This is a genomic window from Thioclava indica (assembly GCF_000714545.1).
Taxonomy (GTDB): Bacteria; Pseudomonadota; Alphaproteobacteria; order Rhodobacterales; family Rhodobacteraceae; genus Thioclava; species Thioclava indica.
In genome coordinates this window covers 11,109-35,118 of record NZ_AUNB01000024.1, presented here as the reverse complement: position 1 = coordinate 35,118, position 24,010 = coordinate 11,109, and the positions used below count along the sequence as shown (strand labels likewise).

The window sequence follows — 24,010 nt, the reverse complement described above, 5'->3', positions numbered from 1 at the left end:
AGGTCAGGTTCACAGCGCGCACGCTCCTAAAATGCTGCAACCGTCAGGCGGGTATAGACTGTCGCGGGCGATTGGTTCGCCACAACCTGCCTTAGGGGAAACCCGACCCCGAATTCAAGCTTGGCATTTTTTGTCAAAGGATAGGAAAGGCCTGCGCCTCCAGAGACAAAGAACACGCTTTTGGGGAAGGTTGAATACACAGACCCAGCATCGATAAAGCCATAAACATCAAGACCTTTTGCCAAGCCCTTTATATCAAGCGCCTTATGCACTTCGAATTGGGCGAAATAGCCGCTGTCCCCCGAAGAGGCGTCACTGGGAAAGCCGCGTACCGTCGTCGGCCCGCCGACTTGGAACAACAGATCCCCCGGCACAAGCTTGGCATCGGTATACTGCCAAGCGCCGTTAGCGATCAGAACGATCCCATTTTTCAACTGGTAAGAGCCGTTGAAAGAGCCGGTGAACAGCGTGATGTCGCGTTTGAGCGGCGCGAGATGATCGTTGGTCAAGGCGTGCGATATCTGGGGCGTAATCGAGAAGGCCAGCCGCTCTTTGTTATAATTGGCGTTGAGTGATAGCGAATATTCCTTCGTCGTAGAATCCACCAGCGGCGTCGCGTTCGAAAAGGATTTCGAGGTTCCATACGAGGCTCCGCCAATCGCGAAAAGCGACCAGGTCGGCGAAACATACAGCGGCTGGCTTAGCGTCGCCCCAAAAGATCCCGAGCGCCCCGAGATATTGAGCGGCTGCGTCGGCCCGCTAATCACGTTGATCGTCGAGCGGCTGAAGGTCAGGCCCAGACGCGTGCCCATAGGCGTGATCGGCGCATCATATGATAGCGTGCCCGAGTCACTGCCCTGCGCATGCGTGCCATAGGCAAGAAAGTTATCATCGGGCATCAGCAAGCTGTAGCGGTGATAGAAGACACCCAACTCGGTCTTTCCCGTCGACGGCACACCCTGATTATCAAGGAAGAACGACAGTTGGTTCTTCTGCGGCTCGATCAGTTGCAGCGCGACATCTGTGGTCCCGAAATCAGTCCCCGGCTGCAGCGACATGCGCAGCTGCGCATCGTAGACTTTGTTGAACCGCGTAATGTCCTTGGCGGCAGATGGCACGTCCACCGTGTTTTCGCCCCGCGTCAGTCGCACCCGTTGCAAGATGAAATCCGCCGGCACCTGCTGGGCCCCATTCACGGCGACCGTGGCAAGCTTGCCCTCGACGAGCTGCACCTTGAGCAGGCCGCGATCAAGCGTTTGCGGCGGCAAGACAGCGCTTGCCGTGACGATGCCCTTGCGCGTGTAGAGGTCGTTCACATCCTGCACGAGATGCTGGATCTGCGAGAAATCGACCCGTTTGCCAACGTAGTCGACAAGAATAGCGTCAAGATCGGCTTGCGTCAGAAAGGCTGATCCGGGGGTGAACTCAACCTTGGTCAGCAAAACCGTCGGACCGCCGGGCGGGACCATCTCGCCGCGCGCCGCCGTCGGGCTGATCACCACGGGCCCGGTGAGCGGGGTTGTTGCGCTTAGCTCTTGCACGCGGCGAGCATTTTGCTGCTCGATCGTGGTCGCAGGATTAAGCGCTTGCGCCTCCACCCCGGCCGCCGATTGCATCAGCGCCAGCGACCCGATCAAGCCCGCAGCCCCCAGGCTTAGGAAACTGGATGCGCGGTGCCTGACTGCCTTTTGTTGTGCTTTCACCGCGCCGCTCTCCATTTCTTTTTTGATCATTGTGCACTGCCTAGCTGCACGGCAGGTGCCTGTCCACCGAGCGGGCCAACATCATAGGCGACACCGTCGATGTAAATTTTCTCTCCGTCGGTATAGGGTGTGCTGGTGCGAGGCTGCAGCGTGTTGAACGCCCAGAACGGCGTGCCCGGCCCATATCCCCAATCCAGGCCGTTGCGCATCACACGGATTGTGTCGCGCACAAGGCCCGCGCCCGGGAAGTCCAGCAACTCAAGCTCGTTGGTGGAGTCAGGCGAGACGACATATTGCACAACATAGGCGTCCGAGGTGCTCGCGTAGCCTTTCAGATCAAGAGCAAAGGCGTAGGTCGGCTCGAAGTACTGCACGTCGGCATTGTAATGCGGCAGCGGCGTGCGGTTGTCGAACAACAGCGATTGCAGCGGCGTGCGCAACCAAAGCGAGCCCGGCACATAAGCATTTGCAATGCTTACATCCTCGGCCGTGGTGTCAATCGTCGCATCCACGAAGAACAGATCGTCGATATCAAGACCTGCAGGCACATTGGCGGTGATCGTCGCCAAGGTTCCAACGCTGCCACGTCCGCCCGTCAGGGTCAGGCGAAGCGGGTTGGGACCGTTAGGCACCTGCGTGATCCCGGCCGTAACGGTGCCGCCACGCAAGACCAACGAATCCGCCACCTGCAAGTCGGGCAGATTCAAAATGCCCGTCGCATCGAAGGACATCGACTTGGCCTTGACCACGTTGATGAGGATGTCGCCAGCATAGGTATCGCTGCCAGCGATCAAATCGACGACGTTTCCGACATCCAGCAGATTTCCGATGATGTCCTTACTTGAATTGAGCGCCGCATCGACCCCGGCACGGATCGTGTCGAAGTCGATCCCGTTGCCCGTCAATCTGACACTGCCAGCCGCATCAATCGAACCACCGATGATCGCCCCGTCAGCCGAGGTCACATCCACATCCCCCGGATCGGTGGGCAATGCGCCCGTCGTTGTGATCTGATCGAAGGTCACATCATTCAGCGCCAGCCACGTCTGCGTCCCTGTGCTTGTCGCGGTGCCAACAGTCAACGCGCCACCGACGGTCTCAAGATGCACCGTGCCCGGCCCTGCCGTCCCCGCCGTCAAAGTATCGACGGTCAGATCGCCCTGCGACACGAGTTGGACATTGGCGCCCGCCGTCGTGGAAGCGGTGTAGAACGTCGACCCCGCTGCGATATTGATGCTGCCGGTATCTGCGGCCAATTTGGCCTCGGTGATGGCAAGCGGCGTGATCGCATTGATGTCGCCCGCGCTCGCCGCCAGATCGATCTTGTTGGTCTTGATGATCAGCGGGTTCGCAACATTGCTAAGCGGATCGGCCACGCCTGCCCCGTCATAGGGCCAATCGAGAGCCGTCGTATTCTGCCGCGTCTGATCGCCGATCCCTCCGCCCGAGGTAATCTTCACCAAAGCGCTCGGGTCGGTTGTCTCGATGTCAAAGGCGCGCGCCGGATCGGTGCCCGCCAGAACGTGCCCTGCGGCGGCAATCGTGACATCGCCCGAGGCGCTAACCCCGGTGACAAGCGCTTCGCCCGTGCGCGCCGTGATGTCGATTGTGCCGCTCGAGGCCACCATCGTGGCCCCGTTGAACATCTGCAGCGATCCGGCCGATGTGATGATATCGCCCGCTGCGCTTGAGACAGCCGCATTACCGGTGATCGACAACTTGCCGCCCGCGATCAGCTTGATCGGCCCGCCCGTGGTCACGGGACCATTGATCGTCGCGGCGCTGGCCGAGGACAGCTCGATCCCGTTGGGTGCAAGCGCCGAGGTGATCACGAAGCTCTGGTATTGCGGCCCAAAGAGGTAGATCGCTCCCTCAAGCGCCGATGCCGTGATCCCGCCGCCAAAGTTCACACCTGCATTGAGCGTGCGCGCCGCGTCACCGATATTGCCCTTCGCCGTGCGAAGCACAACGTCAGTGCCAAGGATGTTGATCAGATCGTCGTCATTGGCATTCAGAATACCCTTGTCCGCCACGACCTTGATATCGCCCGGTGAGTAAAGCGTATCGATCAACGCCTTGCCCGCCACATCAAGGTCGATGTCGCCCTGCGCCCGCGCGGTGATCGACGCCCCCGCCAGCGGCGAAAGACGCATCGGCCCAAACAAGGTCGACGGGTTGAACGGGTCGATTCCGGTTCCGATGCCGCCTTGCGCAGATTCAAGGATCAGGTTGCCAGTGGCCACAATGCCCGTGCCGACATTGGCGATCGGGCCAACCGTCTTGATCCGTGTCTCACCCGGAACCGAGATGGTGTGCAACAGACCGTTGCCACGCGATGCCAGATAGGCGGTGCCGTGATCCAATGCGCCCGTCGGTCCGGTCACATCAACGTTCAGCCCGGTTGTTGCCTCGAAGTTGAAGGGACGCTTGTTCAGGATCTGGATCGTCAGATCGCCACCTTTCACAAGGCCCTGCTGCGCCGCATGATAGGCCGCCAATTCATTGGCGGTCATCGCGCTTTCATCTTTGCCCAAGGGCACGATGGTGGTCGCGTTCAGGATTCCAGCCGCGCTGGCTTCGGTATAGGCATCAAGAGTAGCTTGATCGGCCCCCGCATCCGGTGCGCTGATATGCGTTACCTTGATCAGCATGTCCGAACGTTCCGCCGTGACCAGCGCGATCTTTTGCGCATCGGTCAAAGCACTTGGTGCAAGATCCGCCGGGATCAGCACGCCAGCATTGGCCGCGCCCAGATCCGCGCCCACGGTTTCCCCGATCCCGATACCGGCGTTCAAGGTCACGTTACGCCCCGAGACGTTGGGCGCCTTGATGACAGGGTTGGTGCCGGTGATCGTTTTCAATGCGCCCGGCGACAAGGCAAAGGCCAATTGCCGCTCGGACCAGCTGGATCCCTTTTCAAGCTTAGCCGCCTCGTCGGGGTGATCGCTCAGCGAATAGACATAGCTGGCGTCATAGCTCGCCGTAAGATCGCCCACGGTCTGGTTGAGCGCATGGTAGCGATCCGTCTGCTCCGTTTGATAGGCGGCGATATCCACACCCTGATCAACCAGCGCCTTGTAGCGCTGCGAGGTCGGATCAAGAGTGTAGCTGTAGCTTGCATCATAGGCCGCGCCGCCATCAGGCTGGCTCTCGCGGATCATCCAATAGGATTGGTAATCAGCATTGCGACCATTTTCAAACGCGGTTTTTGCGAGTTCGACTTTCGCCGTATTCTCGGCCGAGCCTTTGACCAGACCGAGCGAGTTCCAGTAGCTCAGCAGTTCGGCATAGCTCCGGGTGTCGATGATTTCATTGGGGTTGTTGTCAAGGATTTGTCCGGTGCTGGCCAACAAGACATCGCCCCCCAACGAGATGACCTGATCGACCAACATGGTGCCATTGGCATTACCCGTCCAATCCGACGCATTCGTGCCCCAGATCCCGGAGGTGATGCCAATGTCGCCAGCGGCAGAGGCGCTCAGACCGTAATAGGGGTCGGGATCAACCGAGTCGCCAAAGACGCGGCTGCCCAGCGCGGCACCGCTATTCACCATCAACGGATCGGCGATCGAGCCGATCGTGCCGTTGGAAGCGGCCAATGACACACGCGGCGCCTGAATCAGGCCTTTGGCCGAAGGGTCAGCGGTGAAGAACTGGGCGCCTTGGCCAGACGCGATGCCAGAGGTCGCGTCGATATTGACGACACCATTGCCACTGATGGGGTTGCCGCTCGCCGTGACCTTTTCGATCACGACGCCATTCGGAGCCTTCAGGTTAACGTTGCCAGCAGCCGCGGTCGCAACCAACGCGCCATTGCCGCTGGACGCACCGTCCATGCGCAGCTGCACGGCAGAGCCCGAGGTTCCGACCGATCCGCCCGCCGCCAGCTTGATACGACGTGCGGTGACGAGCGCGCTGTCATTGCCCGCCAGGATGGAATGCCCCGCACCCGTCGCTGCGATGCTGACATCACCACTATGGGCCGAGACCTGACCGTTCATCGTCACGTCCGTGGGCGAGGTGACCATCACGCTCGGCGCATTCTGACCGATAAAGTTGATCGAAATCGGATTGTCAGCCTTAAGCGAGTGCGTCTTGATCGTCGTGTAATATTGATCGAGCAGATATTTCGTTGTCACCGTGGAATCGATGCACAAGGTCAGCCAGTTACAGTTTCTGCTGCTTTGCCCGGTCTGCGTGTAGCTTGAACGCGGGTCGCTAAACGAGAAGTCGCCTTCGACGAACGTCTGGCCACTCAACGTGCTGTTCGACTTTGGATCGTAATTCGTGTTGGACGTAATCAGGATCGCTGGAGCCTGTGCGCCCGTTCCGGTGCTGGTTGTGAAATGCCCACTCGAGTCCTTGAACTGTGTCGTTCCCGTCGGCGTGTAGCCGTCCGCCTGGCTCAGATAGGTGCCACTCGCAAGACGGGTCATGGATTCGACCGACGGTGCACTGATCGACTTGAAGTTGGTGCTGCTGTCGATCTCAAGCGCGCTGGAGCCGAACAACTGGCGGCTCGTTGTCGTCACGGTGGTCTTGAGCCGGTAATCCGTCGACGTGGTCCAGATGTAACGCTGATCCGCCGTGGTCGCGTAAGATGCGTTGCGGTCATTTCCGTCGACACTGCTCGAGCTATCGGCCACAGCGACGCTGCTGCCGCTGGTATAATCCGGAAGGCCTGTCGTTGTGTTCAATGTGCCGGTCTGCGTGGCGACCATGATCGTGCCGGAGCTGTCGCCGGGGGTATAATCGCGCGTGTAAACCGTATGTTTTACATCAACTGTCGATGGATTGACCGAGGCATCCACGCTTGTGATATCGGTGATGTCGATCACGCCTGCCGTACCGCGACCTGCGACATCCGTTGTATCGCTTCCGGCGTCCAAAGTCTGAAGCACCAACGGGATCGCGCTGAGGTTGGTGACATTGATGCGCCCGAACCCGTCGAGAACATTCAATTCCCCGCCCGTCGAAGAGGTGTTGAGGATCTGCCCGTAAAGCTGGATGAAGCCGCCGTGAACCTCGGCCCCGTTGACAACATAATTCGCGTTATCAACATCATAGCTTGCGCCGATATTATCCGTCAGGCTTCCGACAACGCTATAGGCAAGACCGCTTGCACCGGAATCCGTCTTGAAGGTGTTGGCCTGCGCAATATCAAATTCCAGGCGCGGTTCCAGCCCGGTGCCGCTGATGTAATCTTTGATATTGATCAGTTGCGGATCGCCGCCCCCGGTCACCGGCACCACATACATCGGGTTCGCGGCGGGGTCCTGCGCAATAGCCGCTTTGTATGCCGTAATCGCAGCCTTCAATTCAGGCACATCCAGACCGGTCGGATTAAAGTTGATCGAAATCGTTTTGCCGTAGATGTTGGTGACCGTCGACGCCGGAGCGGCTGACCCCGACGTGAGGCTGTCGCGATACGCCGTTTTCGCCGCGTCATAGGCCGCTTGCGTCACACCGATATCGGTCGGCTTGGTCGCCGAAAGCGTGGGCGAGGCCGCCAGATTGAGCTGCAGATCGACGATGCCCGACTGCACCGTGCTGTTGATATTGAGATAGCGCGCGCTGATCGAGATCGCGCCATTGGCGATGATGCCGATACCGCGTTCGGCAGACTGGGTCGGGTTGTTAAAGCTCGCCGGGTCGCCGCCGATATTATTGAAGCCGTTGACATAGCTCGACACGAAATCGCCGTTGCGCGCCAGAATATTGACCGAGCCCGCGTTGATCGCGCCCTGAACATAGATGTTGCCATATTCGCTGGTCAGATCGACCTTGCCGTCAACATTGTTGATAACCCCCTTCACCACCAGATCAGGCGGTGCCAAGCCCAGCGGGAAGGCGGAACTGGTTGGATTGTAATTGTTGGTGATCGTCACGCTCGGACGGCTGCTGTTCAGGCCGCTGACCACATGGGCAAACCTGGCCGACGTCGGAGAGAATGCCGCCACTTCGTCGACCGTGTTGACGATCACACCGTTCACGCGGATGTTGCCCGCGTCATAGGACGGCATCATGATATTGTTGACCTGAAGCGTGGCCGCCGTGTTGTTTGTGAGGTTGATCTCGGCATTGCCGGGCGCGGACAAAATACCCGTTCCGCCGCCATCGAACGTATTGCCCGTCAGGTAGATATTGCCCAGACGTGCGGCAAGATCCTTGACCGTTATACTTGGCGTCGAGGGCGCCGTGGCGGGCGTGTCCGATGCCGTCGGGATCTGGGTATTGAGCGCGCTGATGGTTGATGCAAGGCCAGACGCCGTGGTCGTGAAGCTGCTCACGGTATAGCCACCCGCCGGGGGGGGCGACCCGACCAGCGTTGTGACCCGGTCGCTTGTCGCGCTATTGGTTGTGCCAATCGCTGTTGTCCAATCGCCCACCGTCGTGTTCACGCTGTCAATTTGGGCAAGCTTGGTTCCCAAAGACGTCGAGCCGTCCACCCCAGTGCCGCCATTGGCCGTTGTCGCGAGGTTTTCGAGGTTGGTGTAGACATAATCGAGCTTGCCTTTCAGGCTGTCGCTCGCGGTTTTGATCGCTGTGTTGTTGGTGACAAGCTGATTGAGTTTCGCGACCATCTGAGACTGTGCGTCACTGACCTGCGTCGCCGTCGAGGCCGGGTCGGCGATGGTGGCCGCAAGGGTGTTGATCTCGGTTTGCAGCGTCTTGTTCGCCGCGACCTTGGAGACGATGGTAGCATTAAAGCCTGCCGCGTCATTCAAGCCCGCATTCACGCGCCCTTTATAGGTGTTGTAGTCGGCAATCAGGGCCTGAGCCGCTGCGTAATCCGGGTTCGGTTTGGTGCCGCTGCCATCGGGAATGGTCGCAGGCGTATTCAAGGCGTCCGTGTAAGCCGTCAGAGACGCCGCTTCGTCACGCGATGCGGCTGCGAAGGATGCAAAATCGTTGCTCGTGCCGTTGTCATAAATCTCGGTGATGCTTTCGGGCAGCGAGACATCCACGATGGAAGAGGATTGATTTCCAAAGCGGATTTTCACGATATCAAGCTGCGATTCAGCGCTCGACTTCTGATCGATAAGCAGCTGTTGCTCCGACTTGCCCGAGGCATAGGCCTTGAGCTGGAATTCACCGCTGCTGTTAATCTCACCCAGACCAAGTGCGATAAGTTTCTGTTGCAGAAAGTCGATTTCGTTCTGATAGGCTCCAAGCGCGACCGTGTCGCCATCGGTCAGCGATTTCAACAGCTCCAACTGGGTCAGACGCTGTACGATCACCGAATTATCGGAGGTGACGCTTTCTTTGGTGTAGCCGTCGGAATCGATCGTGCCACTGGTCGTGATGCAGGCCAAAGTGTTGGGATCAGCACAGCCCGAGACGTAGTCGATAGTCAGCGATTTGTAGCGCTGCAAACCGGTCGAGACCAAGCCATCCAGCTTGAGCGCCCCGGAGCCGGTATTGCTGGTGGTGCCGCCATGATAGTCGAACGTGACTTCATCGCCGCCAAACAGCTCGCTCACGGCGCTGGCGGCAGCCGCAAGGGCCTGACGGTAAATGTCGGTGCCCGTGCCCACGGCGGACAGGGTATTCTCGCCACGATCCGCACCGATTGTGATGTCGCCTGCCGCAAGAATGCCCTTCAGCTGTGATCCCGCCGGGTTCGCTGTCGTCCCTTGGGTAATCGTCGCATTATTGGCCAGGTTCGCCTGTGCATCCGGAGAACCGGGGATCGGAACGGCCGAATTGTTAAAGAGGTCAATCGTGGCCTTGAGATTGTTCACCGAGCGCGTACCGGTCGGGCTGCGACCAGCATAGATATCCACCGTTGCGTGGGTCGGGGTCGATCCATCGGTCGGGGAGATCCCGTCGGTGGCCTCGACACGCATTTCGCTGCCGATATTCACCGCATTCGCAACCGTCAGATTGGCGTGGCTATGCCCCGTGGGCGCGCCCGCAACCCCATAGGTCGTGGCAGAGCTGCGACCATCCAGAACGGCGTTGTTCCACGCCCCCATGTTGATGTCGCCGACATCCACAAGCAGCGTGCCGTTGTCGCCAATGTCGATCGTCGCGTTCTGGGTCGCGCCCAGTTCGACAACCGAGGACGCCAGCGCCACCAGACCCGCAGAGTCCAGCTTGGCTTTTTGTTGCGTGATGACGTCGTTATAGGCCTCAATCTGAAGCGACGAGAGCCCGGACGTTGGCAATAGCAACCGAACATCAGCCTCATTGCCCACCGTCGATTTGGTGTTTTGCGTGATGTCGACACTCACTTTGCCAGCAGGCCCGCTGGCAAGGCCACCAGAGCCCGAATTCACGTTCCAGCCGGACCCGAAGACATTGTGCACATAGCTGGCAGATCCGACGTCCAGATTGGCCGCGCGCAAATAGGCGTAATCGCCAAAGCCCGCATTCACCGTTGCATCCACGACGTGCTCCAGCGAGGCGCCGCTGGCCCCGACAAGCGAGGCCTGCGTGCTGTTCACAGAGCCACCGAAAGTCGCAGTGTGCGTGGCGTTGATGGTCGCTGTGCCATTGGTCACGTCGATCAGGAATTTCTGGCCCGGTGCTGTGGTGTTGATCAGCGCCTCTGTCGTGCTGTTTGTGATCGTGTCTGCCGAGGACGCAGCCCCCGCGACCACGCCGCCCGATCCCGAGACCGAGACCGCGTCATTAGTATCTGTGCCCGTGGCAGTGACGTTCAGCGTCCCGGCCTTCACCCCACCCATATCCGTCATCACCGCCCGCGTGACGGTGCCGGATGTGGATTTGGCGTCGTTGCTGCCAAATGCGGCCAGACCGCCGACATAGCCCTTGGCGGCTGTGGTCTGGTTCGTCGACGAATTCGCCGTGACGTTGACCGCTCCGTTCGCTTTGATCGTGCTGTCCGAAACAAGGGTTTGCGCCGAAGACGCATTGACACTTTTCGCATCGCTGCCCGCAAGTCCGACAAGCGCACCTGCAACCGCGATCGCATCGGCATCAGCCCGCCCTTTGGTAATCGCCGTCCCAAGTGTGACAGAGCCACCATCCAGAACAGACCCGTTGTGGACGTCATTTGCCAGGGTCACTTTCAGCGTGGAATGCGACAGCGACACACCGGCTGCAAGCCCGCCGGACAGCGATGCGCCACCCGAGTCTGTGGTCGCGCTGTTGGCCGCGCTGACCGTGTTCGTGATCGCGTTATTGGTGTAGATCTTCGCGTCGTTCATCTCGGTGCCGACGCTTGTGGTCACATCCGCCAACGACACAGCGCCTTGCAGCGAGAAGCCGATGCCCCCACCGGCTGCAATCGTATTGGACTTGGCCCAATCGCCCGAGGTTGCCCCCATCGTGACGCTGCCGCTGCGGGTGCCGATGCCGGGATCTTCGCCGATATCGACACCGGCATCCGCAGTCGCGCCAGACGCATCCGCACCAAGCGCCGCTTTGGTCTCACCGCCCACGCTCGCTTGCGAGAAGGACACACCTGCCGCTCCAGACAGCCCGAAGGCTACGCCAAGCGCTTCGGTATCGACAGTGCGGGTTGAGGCCACGTTGACCGCCGTATCGCCAGACACCTGAATCGTCGCGCCGTTGATATAGGCGTAAGTATCGGAGTCGTCCGAAACCGTCGACACTGCCGCCGCAAGACCAAATCCGCCCGCCGCGCCCACGACCGAATGTGTCGTCAGTGAATGTAGCGTGCTCGCGTTGACCTTCAGGCTTGCCGCCGTGATGTTCGCCGCGCCCGAAAGCTGGGCGGTATTCGTCGTGTCGACGCTTTGCACAACAATGCCCGCGCCCACGCCCGCGATCCCTGCGGCCGCCGCCCCCGCGGTGAAGGTGGTCGTCAGCTTGTCATAGCTGCGAACGCCAATGGTGCCACCCGCCGAAATCGTGGCGCTGCCCATATTGGCAGAAGTACCCGCCGGAACAACAAGCCCGGAGGCCGGCGCGGCATCAAGGACGATCGCCGCACGTTCGGCCTGGGCTTTGTCGCTTGCGCTTTTGATCCGGCTGTCGGTGCCCGGGTCATCAAAGAGGCTGGTAATGCCATCGCCACCATTGTCATTGGTCTGGCCCTGAGCCTGACCGGTGATGTCAGAGAGCGCATATTTACCGTCGGTGGCGTCGCTCATTTTATCATCGGCTTCGCCGCCCGGCGTGATGCCATTGCCATAGTCATAGACGGCAACCGCCGCCCCGACCGACACGACACCCGCAGCGCCCGCCACGATGACCGAGTTGCCTGCCTTGTTGGACAGGCCACTGACCGAAACATTGCGTTTGGCAGCCATTTGCACGCCGTCGCCGATGGTGGCGCTCGTCGTGGTTTTGATAACGCCGACATCCACGGTGCCCGCAAGCCCCACGAAGCCAACCGCCAGGCCGCCCGCGTAGACATTCGAGATCGAGGTATCACGCGCGGTAACGTAGACGTCCTGCGCAGCGTTGGCACCAGATTGAGACGCGTCTTTGTTGATCAACGCGTTGTCGCCGATATTGGCCGAGGTGGTGATGTTGTGAAGCTGAACCGTCACCACACCGCTGATACCCGCATAAAGCCCGCCCGCAGCCGAGGCCGCGATGGTGAGGTTGCTCTCACCTGAGGTCGCCGCCACGTTGAGGCCACGCGCCGCCAGGGTCGAGGCCGTCATATCGGTACCAAGATAGGCCGCGAAGGTATTGCTGCTGTTGCCAAGAGCCGTCACACGGGCCCCTGCCGAAATATCTGCCGTGGTGGTTTTGTTGAGCGACAATACACCGATCGCACCGCCAACCCCGGCCGCGCCAAGACCCACCGAGACCGAGCCGTCCATCGTGGCCACGCGCGTCTGGTCGTCCGCCAACACCTGAACGTTGCCGCCCGCGACGGTTGTCCCGCCAAGGGTCGCTTCGGTCACATCCGTAAGGGAGATGACCCCGACGCCCCCCGCAAGCGCGACGCTACCGCCCCCCGCCGCCGCCGCCGAGAAGGCCGCGAAATCGGCTTGCGCGTTGGCCGTAACCGCGACATCGCCGGCGGCCTTCATGTCTGCATTGTCATCGACGGTGGCTTTGGTGGTGTTTTTAACCACCGCAACCGTCACACCGGCGCCTGCCCCCACAGCCCCACCAACAGCCGCCGCACCGGCGATGCCGAGGTCATAGGTGTCGCTTGCCGCCGCGACCGTGACGCCTTGATTGGCGCTCGCTGCTCCGGCCATTTTGTTGATCTGCGCTGCGCCGATGGTGGCTTGGGTATCCGAAGTAATGACAGGCACGTTGCCCGAAAGCGCGATGCCCGCGCTGCCGCCCGCACCAAAGCCGATCTCTAGGGAGCGCACCGAATTGGACGCCGCCGCATTGACCACAACGCCATGCCCGGTGGTCTGGGTCGGGGTCGTGGTGCGCGTTTTGGTCAACAGCGACAGACCGCTGTTGCGTGCGTCAGCCGCAGTCAGACCGACGGTGGTGGCCGAGCTTGCATTGGCTGCCGTTAGGCCCGAGCTGGCGTCCCAATCGGGAAGACCCGCGCCTTTGAAGTTATCGGCAAATGACGTGAACCCGGCTTCGAAATCCGAGACATAAGTGACGCCTGCGCCCGCGCCAAGTGCTGTGACTTCAGCCAGATCCGCGATGGTGGCGTGGGTTTTATTGTCGATGATGACGATCCCGACAGAGGCCCCGACCCCCGCACTGCCGCCCGCACCGAGCGAGCCTGCAAACGAGTCGACCGTGGCTATGTCATTGGCCAAAACAGCCACGTCATCACTGGCAAAGACCTTGGCGCTTTCGCCGATGCGCGCAGTTGTCGTGTTCTCGATCGTATAGACGGCGACAGCCCCGGCAAGACCCGCATCGCCCCCGACGCCTGCGCTGATGGCAAGGATATTGGCCGCCTCGCCGCTTTGCGCATTGACCAGAACGTCACTGCCTTTGACCGCTGCGTAATCGCCGATTTCGGCGCGCACCGCCTTGGTGATAACGCCGACACCCACACCCGCGCCGACGCCGACAGATCCGCCGACCCCCGCCGCACCGGGGTAAGTATCAAGCGTGCTGTCATCGCGCGCTTCAACCGCGATATCTCCGAGCGTTCCGGTCTGGCCGAGCTGGGCATATTTGCCGATCAAGGCCTCGGTGGTGGTGTCGAGCACATAAACGCCCGTTCCCGCCCCCACGCCCACCGATTGCGACGCGCCGCCCGCAACAGCGAAGGTCTCGCCCTTTTCCGTCGCCTTTGCCTTGACGTTCAACGCTCCCGCTTGCGAGATCTTCACAGCGTTTGTGGCATTCGTTCCATCCGCAATCGCGGCACGGGTCACATTGTTGACCGTGACGACCGAGGCCGCGGCACCAACGCCTGCGCTGCCGCCAATGCCCAGACCACCCGCCACGCTAAGCGAGTCAAAATCGTTATTCGCAATCAGGGACAGATCCCCGCTCGCCTTGATTTCGGACCCTGCACCGATCAATGCTTCAACATCGTTCTCAGATGTCAAAACCGTCGCGACACCCGCCACGCCGACAGAGCTACCACCCGCAGCGCTGATCCCGACCACGTCGACGGATTGCTTGCCATCGGCGGAAATTTCGACTGCACCCGCATCGGTCAGCCTGGTGTTCACGCCCAGTTGCGACGTGATTTCGCCACTGCCAACGATGACCGAGCTGGAGATCCCGACCCCGACTTTGCTGCTCAGTGCGACCGCACCCGACAAGGCTTTGGCGTCAAAGTCGTTATTGGCCGAAACGGCGATATCCGCCCCATCCGAATCCACGACCGTGACGGCCGTGCTCGTCGGGGTATTCAGGCTGTTGCCGATCGCCGCCGAGGTTTTGTCCGAAAACACCATGACACCGAACGAGCCTTGCACGGCCACGTTGCTCGCTTGTGCGCCGCCGATGGCCTCAACGTAGTAATTGCCTGCGCCAAAGAGCGGCTGGTTAACGATATTTTCCTGGAAGTGTTTCAGATCGGTAAAGTTGAACGCGGGCATCGGCGGGATTTTCGCGTTGCTCGCGCGCACGGTAACCGCACCAGACGTGATATCCGTCCCAGCACCGACATTAGCGGTATAGCTGTTGTCCGACACAACAACGGCAACCGATGCGCCAACGCCGACCTTGCCGGATTTTGCCATGCTGGTGGATTTCGCGGCCATGCGGCTGGAATTGTCGGCTGTGACATTGACGGCGCCGACGCGGCTTACGTTGCCGATGGTGACAGTGTCACCAATCGTCGCAGAGGTGGTCGTGTTGGACACATCGACCGCCAAAGCGCCTGCAACACTGACCTTTTTCGACGAGGCACCGGCATAGGCGATTGCGGACAGCCCGTTAAGGAAATCGGTTTTGCCCGCCTCATGCGCCATGTTCTGGCTGGTGTTGGCGGTGACGTTAATCGCGCCGGCGCTAGACACAGTCGCACCATCTGCTATCCGGGCTTTGGCCGTGTTGTTCGAGATGCTCAGAGCCACACCGACAGCAACGCCGATTTGCGCGCCCGAGGCGGTGCCGTCGCCCTTGGTGGCGATGTTGGTATCATTCGTAGCAGCAACGCTAAGATCATCGCTTAACGAAACGGTGACGTCATCCATCGTGGCGGTGACGAGGTCTTGGGCCGCAGCTACACCAACGGCGGCAGCCACGGTGACCTTGGCCCCGCCTTTGCCGGTCTTCTGGTCGGATCCGTCGGTTCCGCGTTGGTAGTCTTTTGTGTCTTCGAGGTTTTTCGTGCTTTCCGCGTCAGATGTTTCTGATGCGTCCTTGTCTTTGCCGCCGCCCGCGCTGGCGGTCGCATAAGCTTCGTAGCTGCGCGCGGATGCGGCCTCGATGCTCAAGGAGGCGGCGGTCAGATCGCGCGCCAGTTCTGCCGAGGTGACAGAGGTGTTCTTGATGTCGGTGGATTTGTCGCCACCGCCTGCGATAACCGCAACAGCCGCGCCCACGCCGACTTTGCCCGCTTTGGCCTCGCCAGAGCCGGTGGCCGTATTTTCACCGCTACTGGTGGCTGCGATTTCAACATCGCCCGCCGTGGTGATCGCATTCCCCGTGCCGATGCGCGCGGTTGTATCCACATCCAGAAGTGCAAGCGCGACTACAGCGTCCACGGCGATGCCGCCCTCGGAACCGGCTTTGGCGTCTGTCACCGTGGAAATATCGGAATTCGCCGTGACCGACAGACCTGCGCCATCGTCGAACGCCGCGCCGTCTTTGATTTCGGCCGTTGATTTGGTGGTGATCAGGTTCAGCGCCGCCGAGGCTCCGATGCCGACCTTGCCACCGCTGGTATTGCTCTCATCGAGCGGGGCTGCGGTGGCCGATGCCACCATCTGCTGATCCGCCGAGACGACAGAGGCGCCCGTGCCCGCATCGACAATTGCGCTGCCAGATACGGTGGCCGCACTGCGCGCATCAATGAGGTTCAGCGCAAGCGCGCCTGCGATGCCGACATTGGTTCCCCCCGCGCCCGATTTCGCGGTGGTCGAGAACGTATCGACATGCGCCGCATCTGCCGGGTCGCCCTTAAGCGCCGAAACCGTCACACCATTGGCGGTGTAGGTTGCCGCACCGAGGCTCGCAGTGTTGGTTTGCGTAATGGCGTTCACCGCAGCCGCAGCCCCGATCGAGATCGCAGAGCCAGACGCGCTTGCATCCGCCGTCACAGTCCCGTCCGTGCCGTTGATCGCCATGACCGTCAAGCGGCCACCCGCTGCGATGTCTTTGCCATCGCTCATTTGCGCGCTGACCGACGAGGTCACGACATTAACGCCCGCCGCCGCCGCGACTGACAACTTGCCTTCGCTGGTTTTCGCAGAATGTTCTTTATCTGCGGTTTCGGTCGTGTCGGCTTGTTGCTCGGCGTCACCGACATTGCTGTCAGACTGCGTGGTTTGGGCATGGGCAAACTGGCTGTTTGCGCGGTCATCTACGCTGCCTTCGCCATCCTTGGCCTCATCGTTCTCATCCGTGCCCTCGGCCCCTGCGGCCCCCGCAGTGACGGACAAGCTTCCGATAGAGGAGCCAGAGGCGCTGAACGTCACATCGCCACCGGCGGTGATCGAACGACCGGTGGACACGACCACCTTGTCAGACACGAGCGCCAGAGACAGCGCGATACCGATAGCTGCTTTGTCGCCAGCGGCAGTCGCAGAGGCTTTGGTCTCTTCAGAGGCGTTTTGTTCGGCTTCGACCTCAAGGTCACCCGAAACCGCCAAAGCATTGGCATTGCTGCCGATTGTGGCGCTGGCCGTGTTGGTGACAAGGGCCAGGGCGACAACCGGAACGATGCCGACGCCGCCCTTGGCACCTGCTTCGGCTTCGGTTGTGATCTCATGATCGGCGCTGGCTTTCACGCTAAGGTCTTTGGCCCCTGCCAGCGTCACATCATCGCCAAGTTCCGCGATAGAGCGATTGCCAACGATGTTGATCGCCGCAGATGCACCGATCCCGACGGTACCGCCCGCAGCGCCCTCAACGGGCAATGCCTTGGCCGTTTCCGAGGTCTGGTTGTCGGCAAAGATCGCCACATCGCCGCCATGCAAGGTCAGCGTGCTGGTATCGGAAACGCTCGCCATGCTTTGCGTGTCGATCAGGTTCAGACCCAGCGAGCCTGCGACGCCGACGCTTGAGCCGCCCGCGCCCGACGTGGCGCTGGCAAGGTAGGTGTCTTTGCGGGTGGCGGTGCTGGAGGGGTTGGCCGCAAGGGCGGCCACGTCAAGTTTGCTGGCCGAGATATTGAGGCTTTTGACATCATGGGTCGCATTGCCAAGCGTCGCGTTATTAGCCGCATGGACCACGTTCACCGACATCGCAGCGCCGATCCCGACTTTCGCCTGCGCACCCTCTTCGCCCACGGCAGAGGCGTTAGCCGTGGCTTTGCCGTCGGCGTTGCTGGCGGTCAGGATACGCAACGCACCCGTGGGCGAGGTGATGCTGATGGCATTGGGCACATCAGCCGTAACACTCGCGTTTTGCACGTTGACGGCAACCGCCGCCGCCACAGTGATCTTACCCTCGGACGTCTCGGCAGAGTGGTTCTCACTGGCGGCCGCATCGCTTTCGCCCTGCTGCTCGCTATCGCCAACGCCAGAGGCCGTTTGCTGATCGCGCGCGTCGCTCAACTGGGTGTCGACCGTGTCATCGACGGTGGCCTCTTGCCCTGCTTGCGCATCGCCATTGTCATCGGCAGGCGCCCCGCCAGAGGCGCTGGCCTCGGCCGTAAGCGTGCCCAGCGACGCGCCATAGGCTGCCAGTGTCACATCGCCGCCCGCAGAGATGTCGCGATTGGTGGTTGCGGTCACTTTGTCGTTGACCAGATTAAGCGCAAGCGCCGCGCCGATCGCCGCCGTACCGCCTGCCGCTTGCCCTTTGGCAGAGGTCGTCGTGCTGGCCTGCTGGCTGGCCGTAATGCTGATTTTTCCCGTGGTGGCGATGCCCGCCGCCAAGGTGCCAAATTGCGCCGTTGTGGTGTTGTTCACCAGCGACAAGGCCACCACCGGCATGATCGCCACGCCGCCCTCAGCGCCGGCTTCGGCAGAGGTCGTGATCTCATGAACCGAGCTGGCCGAAAGGGTCACATCCTGTGCGCCGGTCACACCCGCCTCATCGCCCAGCGTCGCGCTTGAACGATTGGCCAGAATGTTGATCGCGACCGAGGCCCCGATGCCGACCTTGCCCCCCGCAGCCCCGGTTTCATCGGGAAGCGCGCTGGCGGTGGTGTTGGTCTGGTTGTCGCTGCTCAGGGTCAGATCGCCGCCGCTTAGCGTGATCGTGGCACTGTCGGCAATGCTGGCCGTGCTTTGGGTGTCGATCAGGTTAAGCGCAAGCGAGCCCGCCACGCCCACCTTGGAGCCGCCCGCACCGGACGTTGCGCTGGCAAGGTAGGTGTCCGTGACCGGATCGGCGGGATCGCCCGCGACCAATTTCGCTACATCCTGTTTCAGCGCGGTGATCTCGATAGAGCCCGCAGTGACGGACCCGTTGCCCAGAGTGGCGTCGTTCGAGGTGTGGATCAGGTTGATCGCAACCGCGGCACCAATGCCAACCGCCGCAGGCGCATCACCCGCCGCCGTGCCATCCGAGGTGACCGAGCCGGTCGTATTGTTCGAGGTGGAAACACTTAGCGCGCCGCCGGCTTTGATGTCGCGGCCATCGGGCACACCCGCACTCACCGACGAATTCTGAACATTGACGCCCACGGCGGCCGCCACGGTGACCTTGCCCTCGCTGGTCGAGGCAGAACGCCCGGTTTCATCCGCAGCACCATCGGCACTGGCTTGTTGTTGCTCGGCATCGCCGACGTCTGCGGTGGTTTGCTGGTCCGAGGCATGGGTCAGGTTGCTTGTGACGGTGGTGTCGACATCGCTGTCTTGACCGGCGGGCGCATCGCCACTGTCATCGGCAGCTTCGGCCCCCGATGCGCTGGCTGTGGCCTCAAGCGTGTTCAGCGAGGCCCCCCAGCTGCGAAGGGTAATGTTGTTGCTTGCGTCCAGATCGCGCAGCGTCGTGGCAGAGGTCGTGTCGTTGACAAGCGCAATCGCAACAGCCGCGCCAATCGCGGCTTTGCTGCCAGCGGCCTTGCCCGACGCGGTCGTCTCCTCGGTTGCCTGCTGACTGGCCAGGATGCTGATATTGCCGGTCGATTTTTGCGCCGTGGCGTTCGCGCCAAGCTGGGCGGTGGTCGTATTGTTGACCAGCGACAGGGCGAGTGCGGGCGTAGCAGACACCCCGCCAGACGATCCGGCCTGAGCGGTGGTCGTGATCTCGCGCACCGAGCGCGCCGAGAGGGTCAAAGAGCCGGGCGTCGTGATCGCCGTGTTGTCAGCAACGCTTGCGATGGTCCGGTTGCCCACGATATTGGTCGCGACAGAGGCCCCAACGCCGACATCGCCGGTTGCGCCGGTGGTGTCGGGATCTGCCACCGCGCTTGAGACAGACTCGTCCTCGGCAGTGATCGTGACAGCGCCACCCGAGATCGCCACAGGGCTAGTGGCCGAAATCGTCGCAACACTTTGCGTGTCGATCAGGTTGACGGCCAGAGACCCGGCCACGCCGACGCTGGTGCCACCCGCACCCGAAGTCGCGTGCGTGGTAAAGCTGTTGCGCCCCGCCCCGGTCATTTCCGCGCCAACCTCTAGCGCGCCAGCGGCAAGGCCCGCACCGCCTACGGTTGCGTCATTCGTTACCTTGGCGATGTTGATGCCAACGGCCACACCAACGCCCACGTCAGACTCCAGCGCAGAGCCATCCGCCGTCACATCCGCCACGTTCGCCGTCGAGCTCCGCACCGACGCATCGCCTGCAATGTCAGAGGCGCGATCCGACGCTAGGCTCGCCGTGGTGTTCGAGGACAGATTGGAAATCGCAAGCGCACCAACGACCGATACACCGCCTTCAGACGTGCTGGCGGCCGACTGATATTCGGAATCGTTGAGATAATTGGACGCTTCGCTGCCAGAGTCAGGCGCGGTCGCACCCCCCTCGGCTGCAGCAGCCCTGGCGACAATATCGGTCGAGGTCGCCGCATCAAGTGACAGGCTGTCAGTGCTAATATAGCCCGAAGAATCAACCGTGGCAGAGGTCGTCACATCCACGACGCTAACAGCCACGCTGGCACCGAAGGCCGCTGAAATCGGGGTGGCGTCGGCATGGCTTGTGACCGTGTTGGTCGCACCAAGGCGCGCGTCGCCGGTGATGATCAGATCGGCGGTGCCGATATGGGTAGTGGCCGAGCTGTTCACCGTTGAAACGGCCACCGCGCCATCTGCGCCGGAATCCGCGGGCACCAGCGACTTGGTCGCGATTTGGCTTTCAGCGGTTGCGGTGGACGACAGATCCGCACTGGCGGCCTGAATATTCGCGCCACCGGTGACATCAACCGAGGCACTGACATTCGTCACCACAACGCCAACAGGCAGGTTGACCGCCGTCGCCGCAGTCGACGCCGTGGCGCGCGCCGCCAAAGCGCCAGATGCGGCGATTGTGCCACCATCGATCGAGATGGCCGCATTGGCGGTTGGCGTCGACGCGATGATCGTCAACGGCGCCGCCGTCGAGCTGGCCAGCAAATTCACGTCGCCACCGCGGATCTCGCCAGCAACGGTGATCTGGGCCGTGCCACCTGACGCTTGGGTCGCATTCAGGGTCACATTGCCCGCAGTGCCGCCGCCAAGTGCTTCGGCATTCAGCAAGCCACCGGCAGCCACGCTGATCGTCGGCGCGGTCAAGGTGATATCGCCCGAGGCCCCGCCCGACAGCGTCGTGTCAATGCTACCACCGGCTTGAATCGTAATCGAATTATCGGCCAGAACCGAGGTATTGACGCCCGCATTCAGGATCGAGTTTCCAGCGGTGATTGTCACGTCAATCGGGTCGATCAAAAGTGTGCCGCCCGCCCCGGTGTCGGACAGAAGGTCAAGCGCAACCGCGCCGATTTCGGCATTCTTGCCGCTCAGTTCGACAAAGCCACCCGCACCGCTCCCCGCGCCATGGGCCGAAATCACCGCCCCCGTCTGGGCAAAAAGCGAGCTTCCGGCATAAACCACAATCGTGCCGCCGATACCCGCCTTGCCCGCGCCGTCGGCGTTCAGTTTTGCGGTGGGCGCGAGGGTCGTGTTGCCCCCAGATTTGATATTGATCTTGCCGCCCTTGCCTGAGGCGCTTGCCCCGACGCGGATCTTGCCGCGAATGTTGGCATTGCCCGCCGCCACGATCGAGATGACGCCATTACGGCTGACCATCGCGCCGCCTTCGCTCAGGCCTTTGGAATTCACCGTCGCCTCAAAGCGCTGGCGCTGGGTCAACATATTGGCCGTTACCGGCGTGCCGGTCGGACCGGTCAGAGTCACGTTCTGCCCATCGAGGGTAATCCCATTCTCGGCGTTGATCACGCCCGAAATCGAGATGAAACCACCGGGAGAAAGCGGGATCTCGCCGCGCATCAACTTGCCCGCAGCGTCCTGATTGATCGTGCCATCCGCGCCGATCACAGAGTCCAGAAACTTGTCGGTCGGCGTGTTGACCGTCAGCGAACCAACATTGACCACACCGGACTGCCCCACGATAAAGCCATGAGAATCCGAGAAAAAGACGTTTCCGCCGATCTGGCCACTCTTGTAGGAGTTCAGAACGCCATCAATCATCACCGGTCCGTCGCGCACGATATTGACGAGGTTTCCGGTGCCATCGGGCAGGTAAAGATTTACCGTGGTGCCCGCGCTTTGTTCGAACTTGCTGAACGAGTTGTAGCCCGTGTTTTGCGAGATCGTTGCGGTCGTGATTCCGGTTTCGGTGCCATTGACCGTTACCGTGGTTTTGGTGCGGCCATCCGTGATGATCGTGTTGCCCGTCGCAACAGCGTCTTGCGCATACACACTCCCGCTGCCAGCCAAGGCAGCGATCGCGCCAAGGGCGATTGTGCTGGCGCCAAAGCGTAGACTGTCAGCAAGTGTGCGATGCGTCGGTTCGGGCCCATGTGCGAAAGCCGCAGGCTTTGGCTTGACCAAAGTCCTAGTGCGGCTGGAACGACGACGTTGGGCCCGATTGGACATCAGAATGATCCTTTAGGAAGCTTGAAAATATCAGGCTCGTTAGGGGCAGCGGAATACAGCAGATCAAGGCTTGCAGGCGTCAGCGTGTTGCCTCCGTCCTGTCCGGTCGAGAATGCGCCTTGCAGCAACAAGAGCGTCACGTGCCCTTGGGCATCGACGCCCCGGAACATCATGATCCCGCTGCCGATCACCACATTTGTCTGGATCGAGGGCTGCGCGTAGGCCTCGGACATAAAGTGATTGCGCAGCAACTCGCCGTTTTCGTACAGCATCGTGGCCGTCATCGTGGGATCGGTCTTGTCGCTCCAGGTGACGCCCACCTGAATCAGCTTTTTGGTCAGGTAGCCAAAGACATAAGACACCTGCGCCACGCCGCCGTGCCGGATCAGGTCTGGCACCGAAACCGTCAAAATTTTCGTGCGCTCGACCGAATGCTCCCCGGATTGAATCGCATCATCCTTGATCTCGAAATCTGACAGGATCGCGGCGCGAACTGCTTTCTCATCCATGCCGAAGCGCGCAGAGCGGAACCCGTCGACCACAGCCGTTGCGGGGGCTGTTGCTTGCTCGGAGGCGTCAAGCTGAGCCTCGGCTTGACCCTTTGCGGCCTCAGTCGCCACGTCAGCTTGCGACGATTCTACACCAGCTTCGGCTGGCTGGCTGCTTGATCTTGAGGGGCTGGCAGTTTTGGTCATTAGAACGACCCTTCCGGAAGCTTGAAGATGTCAGGAGAGTTGGGATCCGCCGAATAGAGCAAATCGAGGCTGGCCGGTGTCAGGGTCTTGCGACCGTCCTCGCCTGTCGTATAGGTCCCTTGCAGCAGCAACAGCGTTGCGTGGTTGTCGCTATCGGCTGCGCGAAACATCAGAATTCCGTTGGGCAAAGCGACATTCGTCTTGATGCTGTCGGGCGCGTAACCCTCAGCCATGAAGTGACTGCGCAGCACGTCGCCGTTGTCATACAACATCTTCGCCGTCATCTTCGGATCGGTCTTACCGCTCCACGTTACACCCACCTGAATCAATTTCTTGGATGTGTACCCAAACACATAAGACACTTGGGCCATGCCACCTTCGGGGATCAGATCTGGCGCTTCTATGGTTAGGATCTGGGTCCGCTCGACGGCGTTTTCCCCGGCTTGAATCTTGTCATCCTTCGCGCCGAAATCCTTGGCGATTGCGGCGCGGACCGCCTTTTCGTCCATCCCGAATTTTGCAGAGCGAAAGCCATCAACCATGATCGTCGAACGGGGGGTGACCGCCGCCTCTGGCTTTGCGCGCGCACTGATAGCCGCCGTCGGTTTTGGTAGAGGCGTGGGCGTTGTGGTCTCAGAAAATGCGGGGGCGACAGGTGCGGCCACGAGCATGCTTGCCATGCCAATCGCGATAAGAAGGGAGTGGGGGGCAGAAAAATTTGGGCGAAACGACATATGGTCCTCGTGGGTGAATTATAAGGCTCGGAGCAGGCTTGCCCCAACTGTGTCATATGAACCTGGCATGATCGCGAAACGGCTCATCACGCCCGGCTTTCGGCGCGCACAGGTGTGGCGCGCAACATTCTCAAAGATCAAGAGGACAGAACGGAGATCGCGCAATGATGCCTTTTGCAAACGGCAAACGAATCGTACCACGCGGGCAACATTTCGAAGACTGAACAGGCGCTGCGAATACGACATTATGCCCAAAGGAGACGCCTGCAAATCGGCCCGACAGGGCCATATAAATAAGCACATATCACGCCGCCTTGACGATCTGTGATCGACAAGATTACGGCGCGCGGCGTCCCCAGATATGCGCGAGAAACTCAACGCATCGTCCCCTCTAA

Annotated in this window: 4 protein-coding genes; all 4 read right to left on the bottom strand. The window is 61.0% G+C overall.

Annotation, left to right across the window (positions count from 1 at the left end):
- Positions 1 to 26 precede the first annotated feature (26 nt).
- From DT23_RS08880 to DT23_RS08865, 4 genes are read right to left on the bottom strand one after another with little or no spacing between them, the layout of a single operon-like run.
- Positions 27 to 1,733 carry a ShlB/FhaC/HecB family hemolysin secretion/activation protein gene (locus DT23_RS08880; RefSeq protein WP_038130546.1) on the bottom strand — a complete coding sequence of 569 codons (1,707 nt, stop codon included), beginning with the start codon at positions 1,731 to 1,733 and terminating at the stop codon, positions 27 to 29.
- A complete protein-coding gene (locus tag DT23_RS08875) occupies positions 1,730 to 22,186 on the bottom strand; it encodes a leukotoxin LktA family filamentous adhesin (RefSeq protein ID WP_081847033.1) in 20,457 nt (6,818 codons plus the stop codon). The genes DT23_RS08880 and DT23_RS08875 overlap by 4 nt, the downstream gene beginning before the upstream one ends.
- The gene (locus DT23_RS08870; protein ID WP_038130543.1) at positions 22,186 to 22,881 is read right to left on the bottom strand and encodes a hypothetical protein; all 696 of its coding nucleotides are present in this window, start codon (positions 22,879 to 22,881) and stop codon (positions 22,186 to 22,188) included. The genes DT23_RS08875 and DT23_RS08870 overlap by 1 nt, the downstream gene beginning before the upstream one ends.
- A complete protein-coding gene (locus DT23_RS08865) occupies positions 22,881 to 23,561 on the bottom strand; it encodes a hypothetical protein (RefSeq protein ID WP_156023897.1) in 681 nt (226 codons plus the stop codon). Before DT23_RS08865 ends, DT23_RS08870 begins: the two co-directional genes overlap by 1 nt.
- Positions 23,562 to 24,010: the final 449 nt, after the last annotated feature.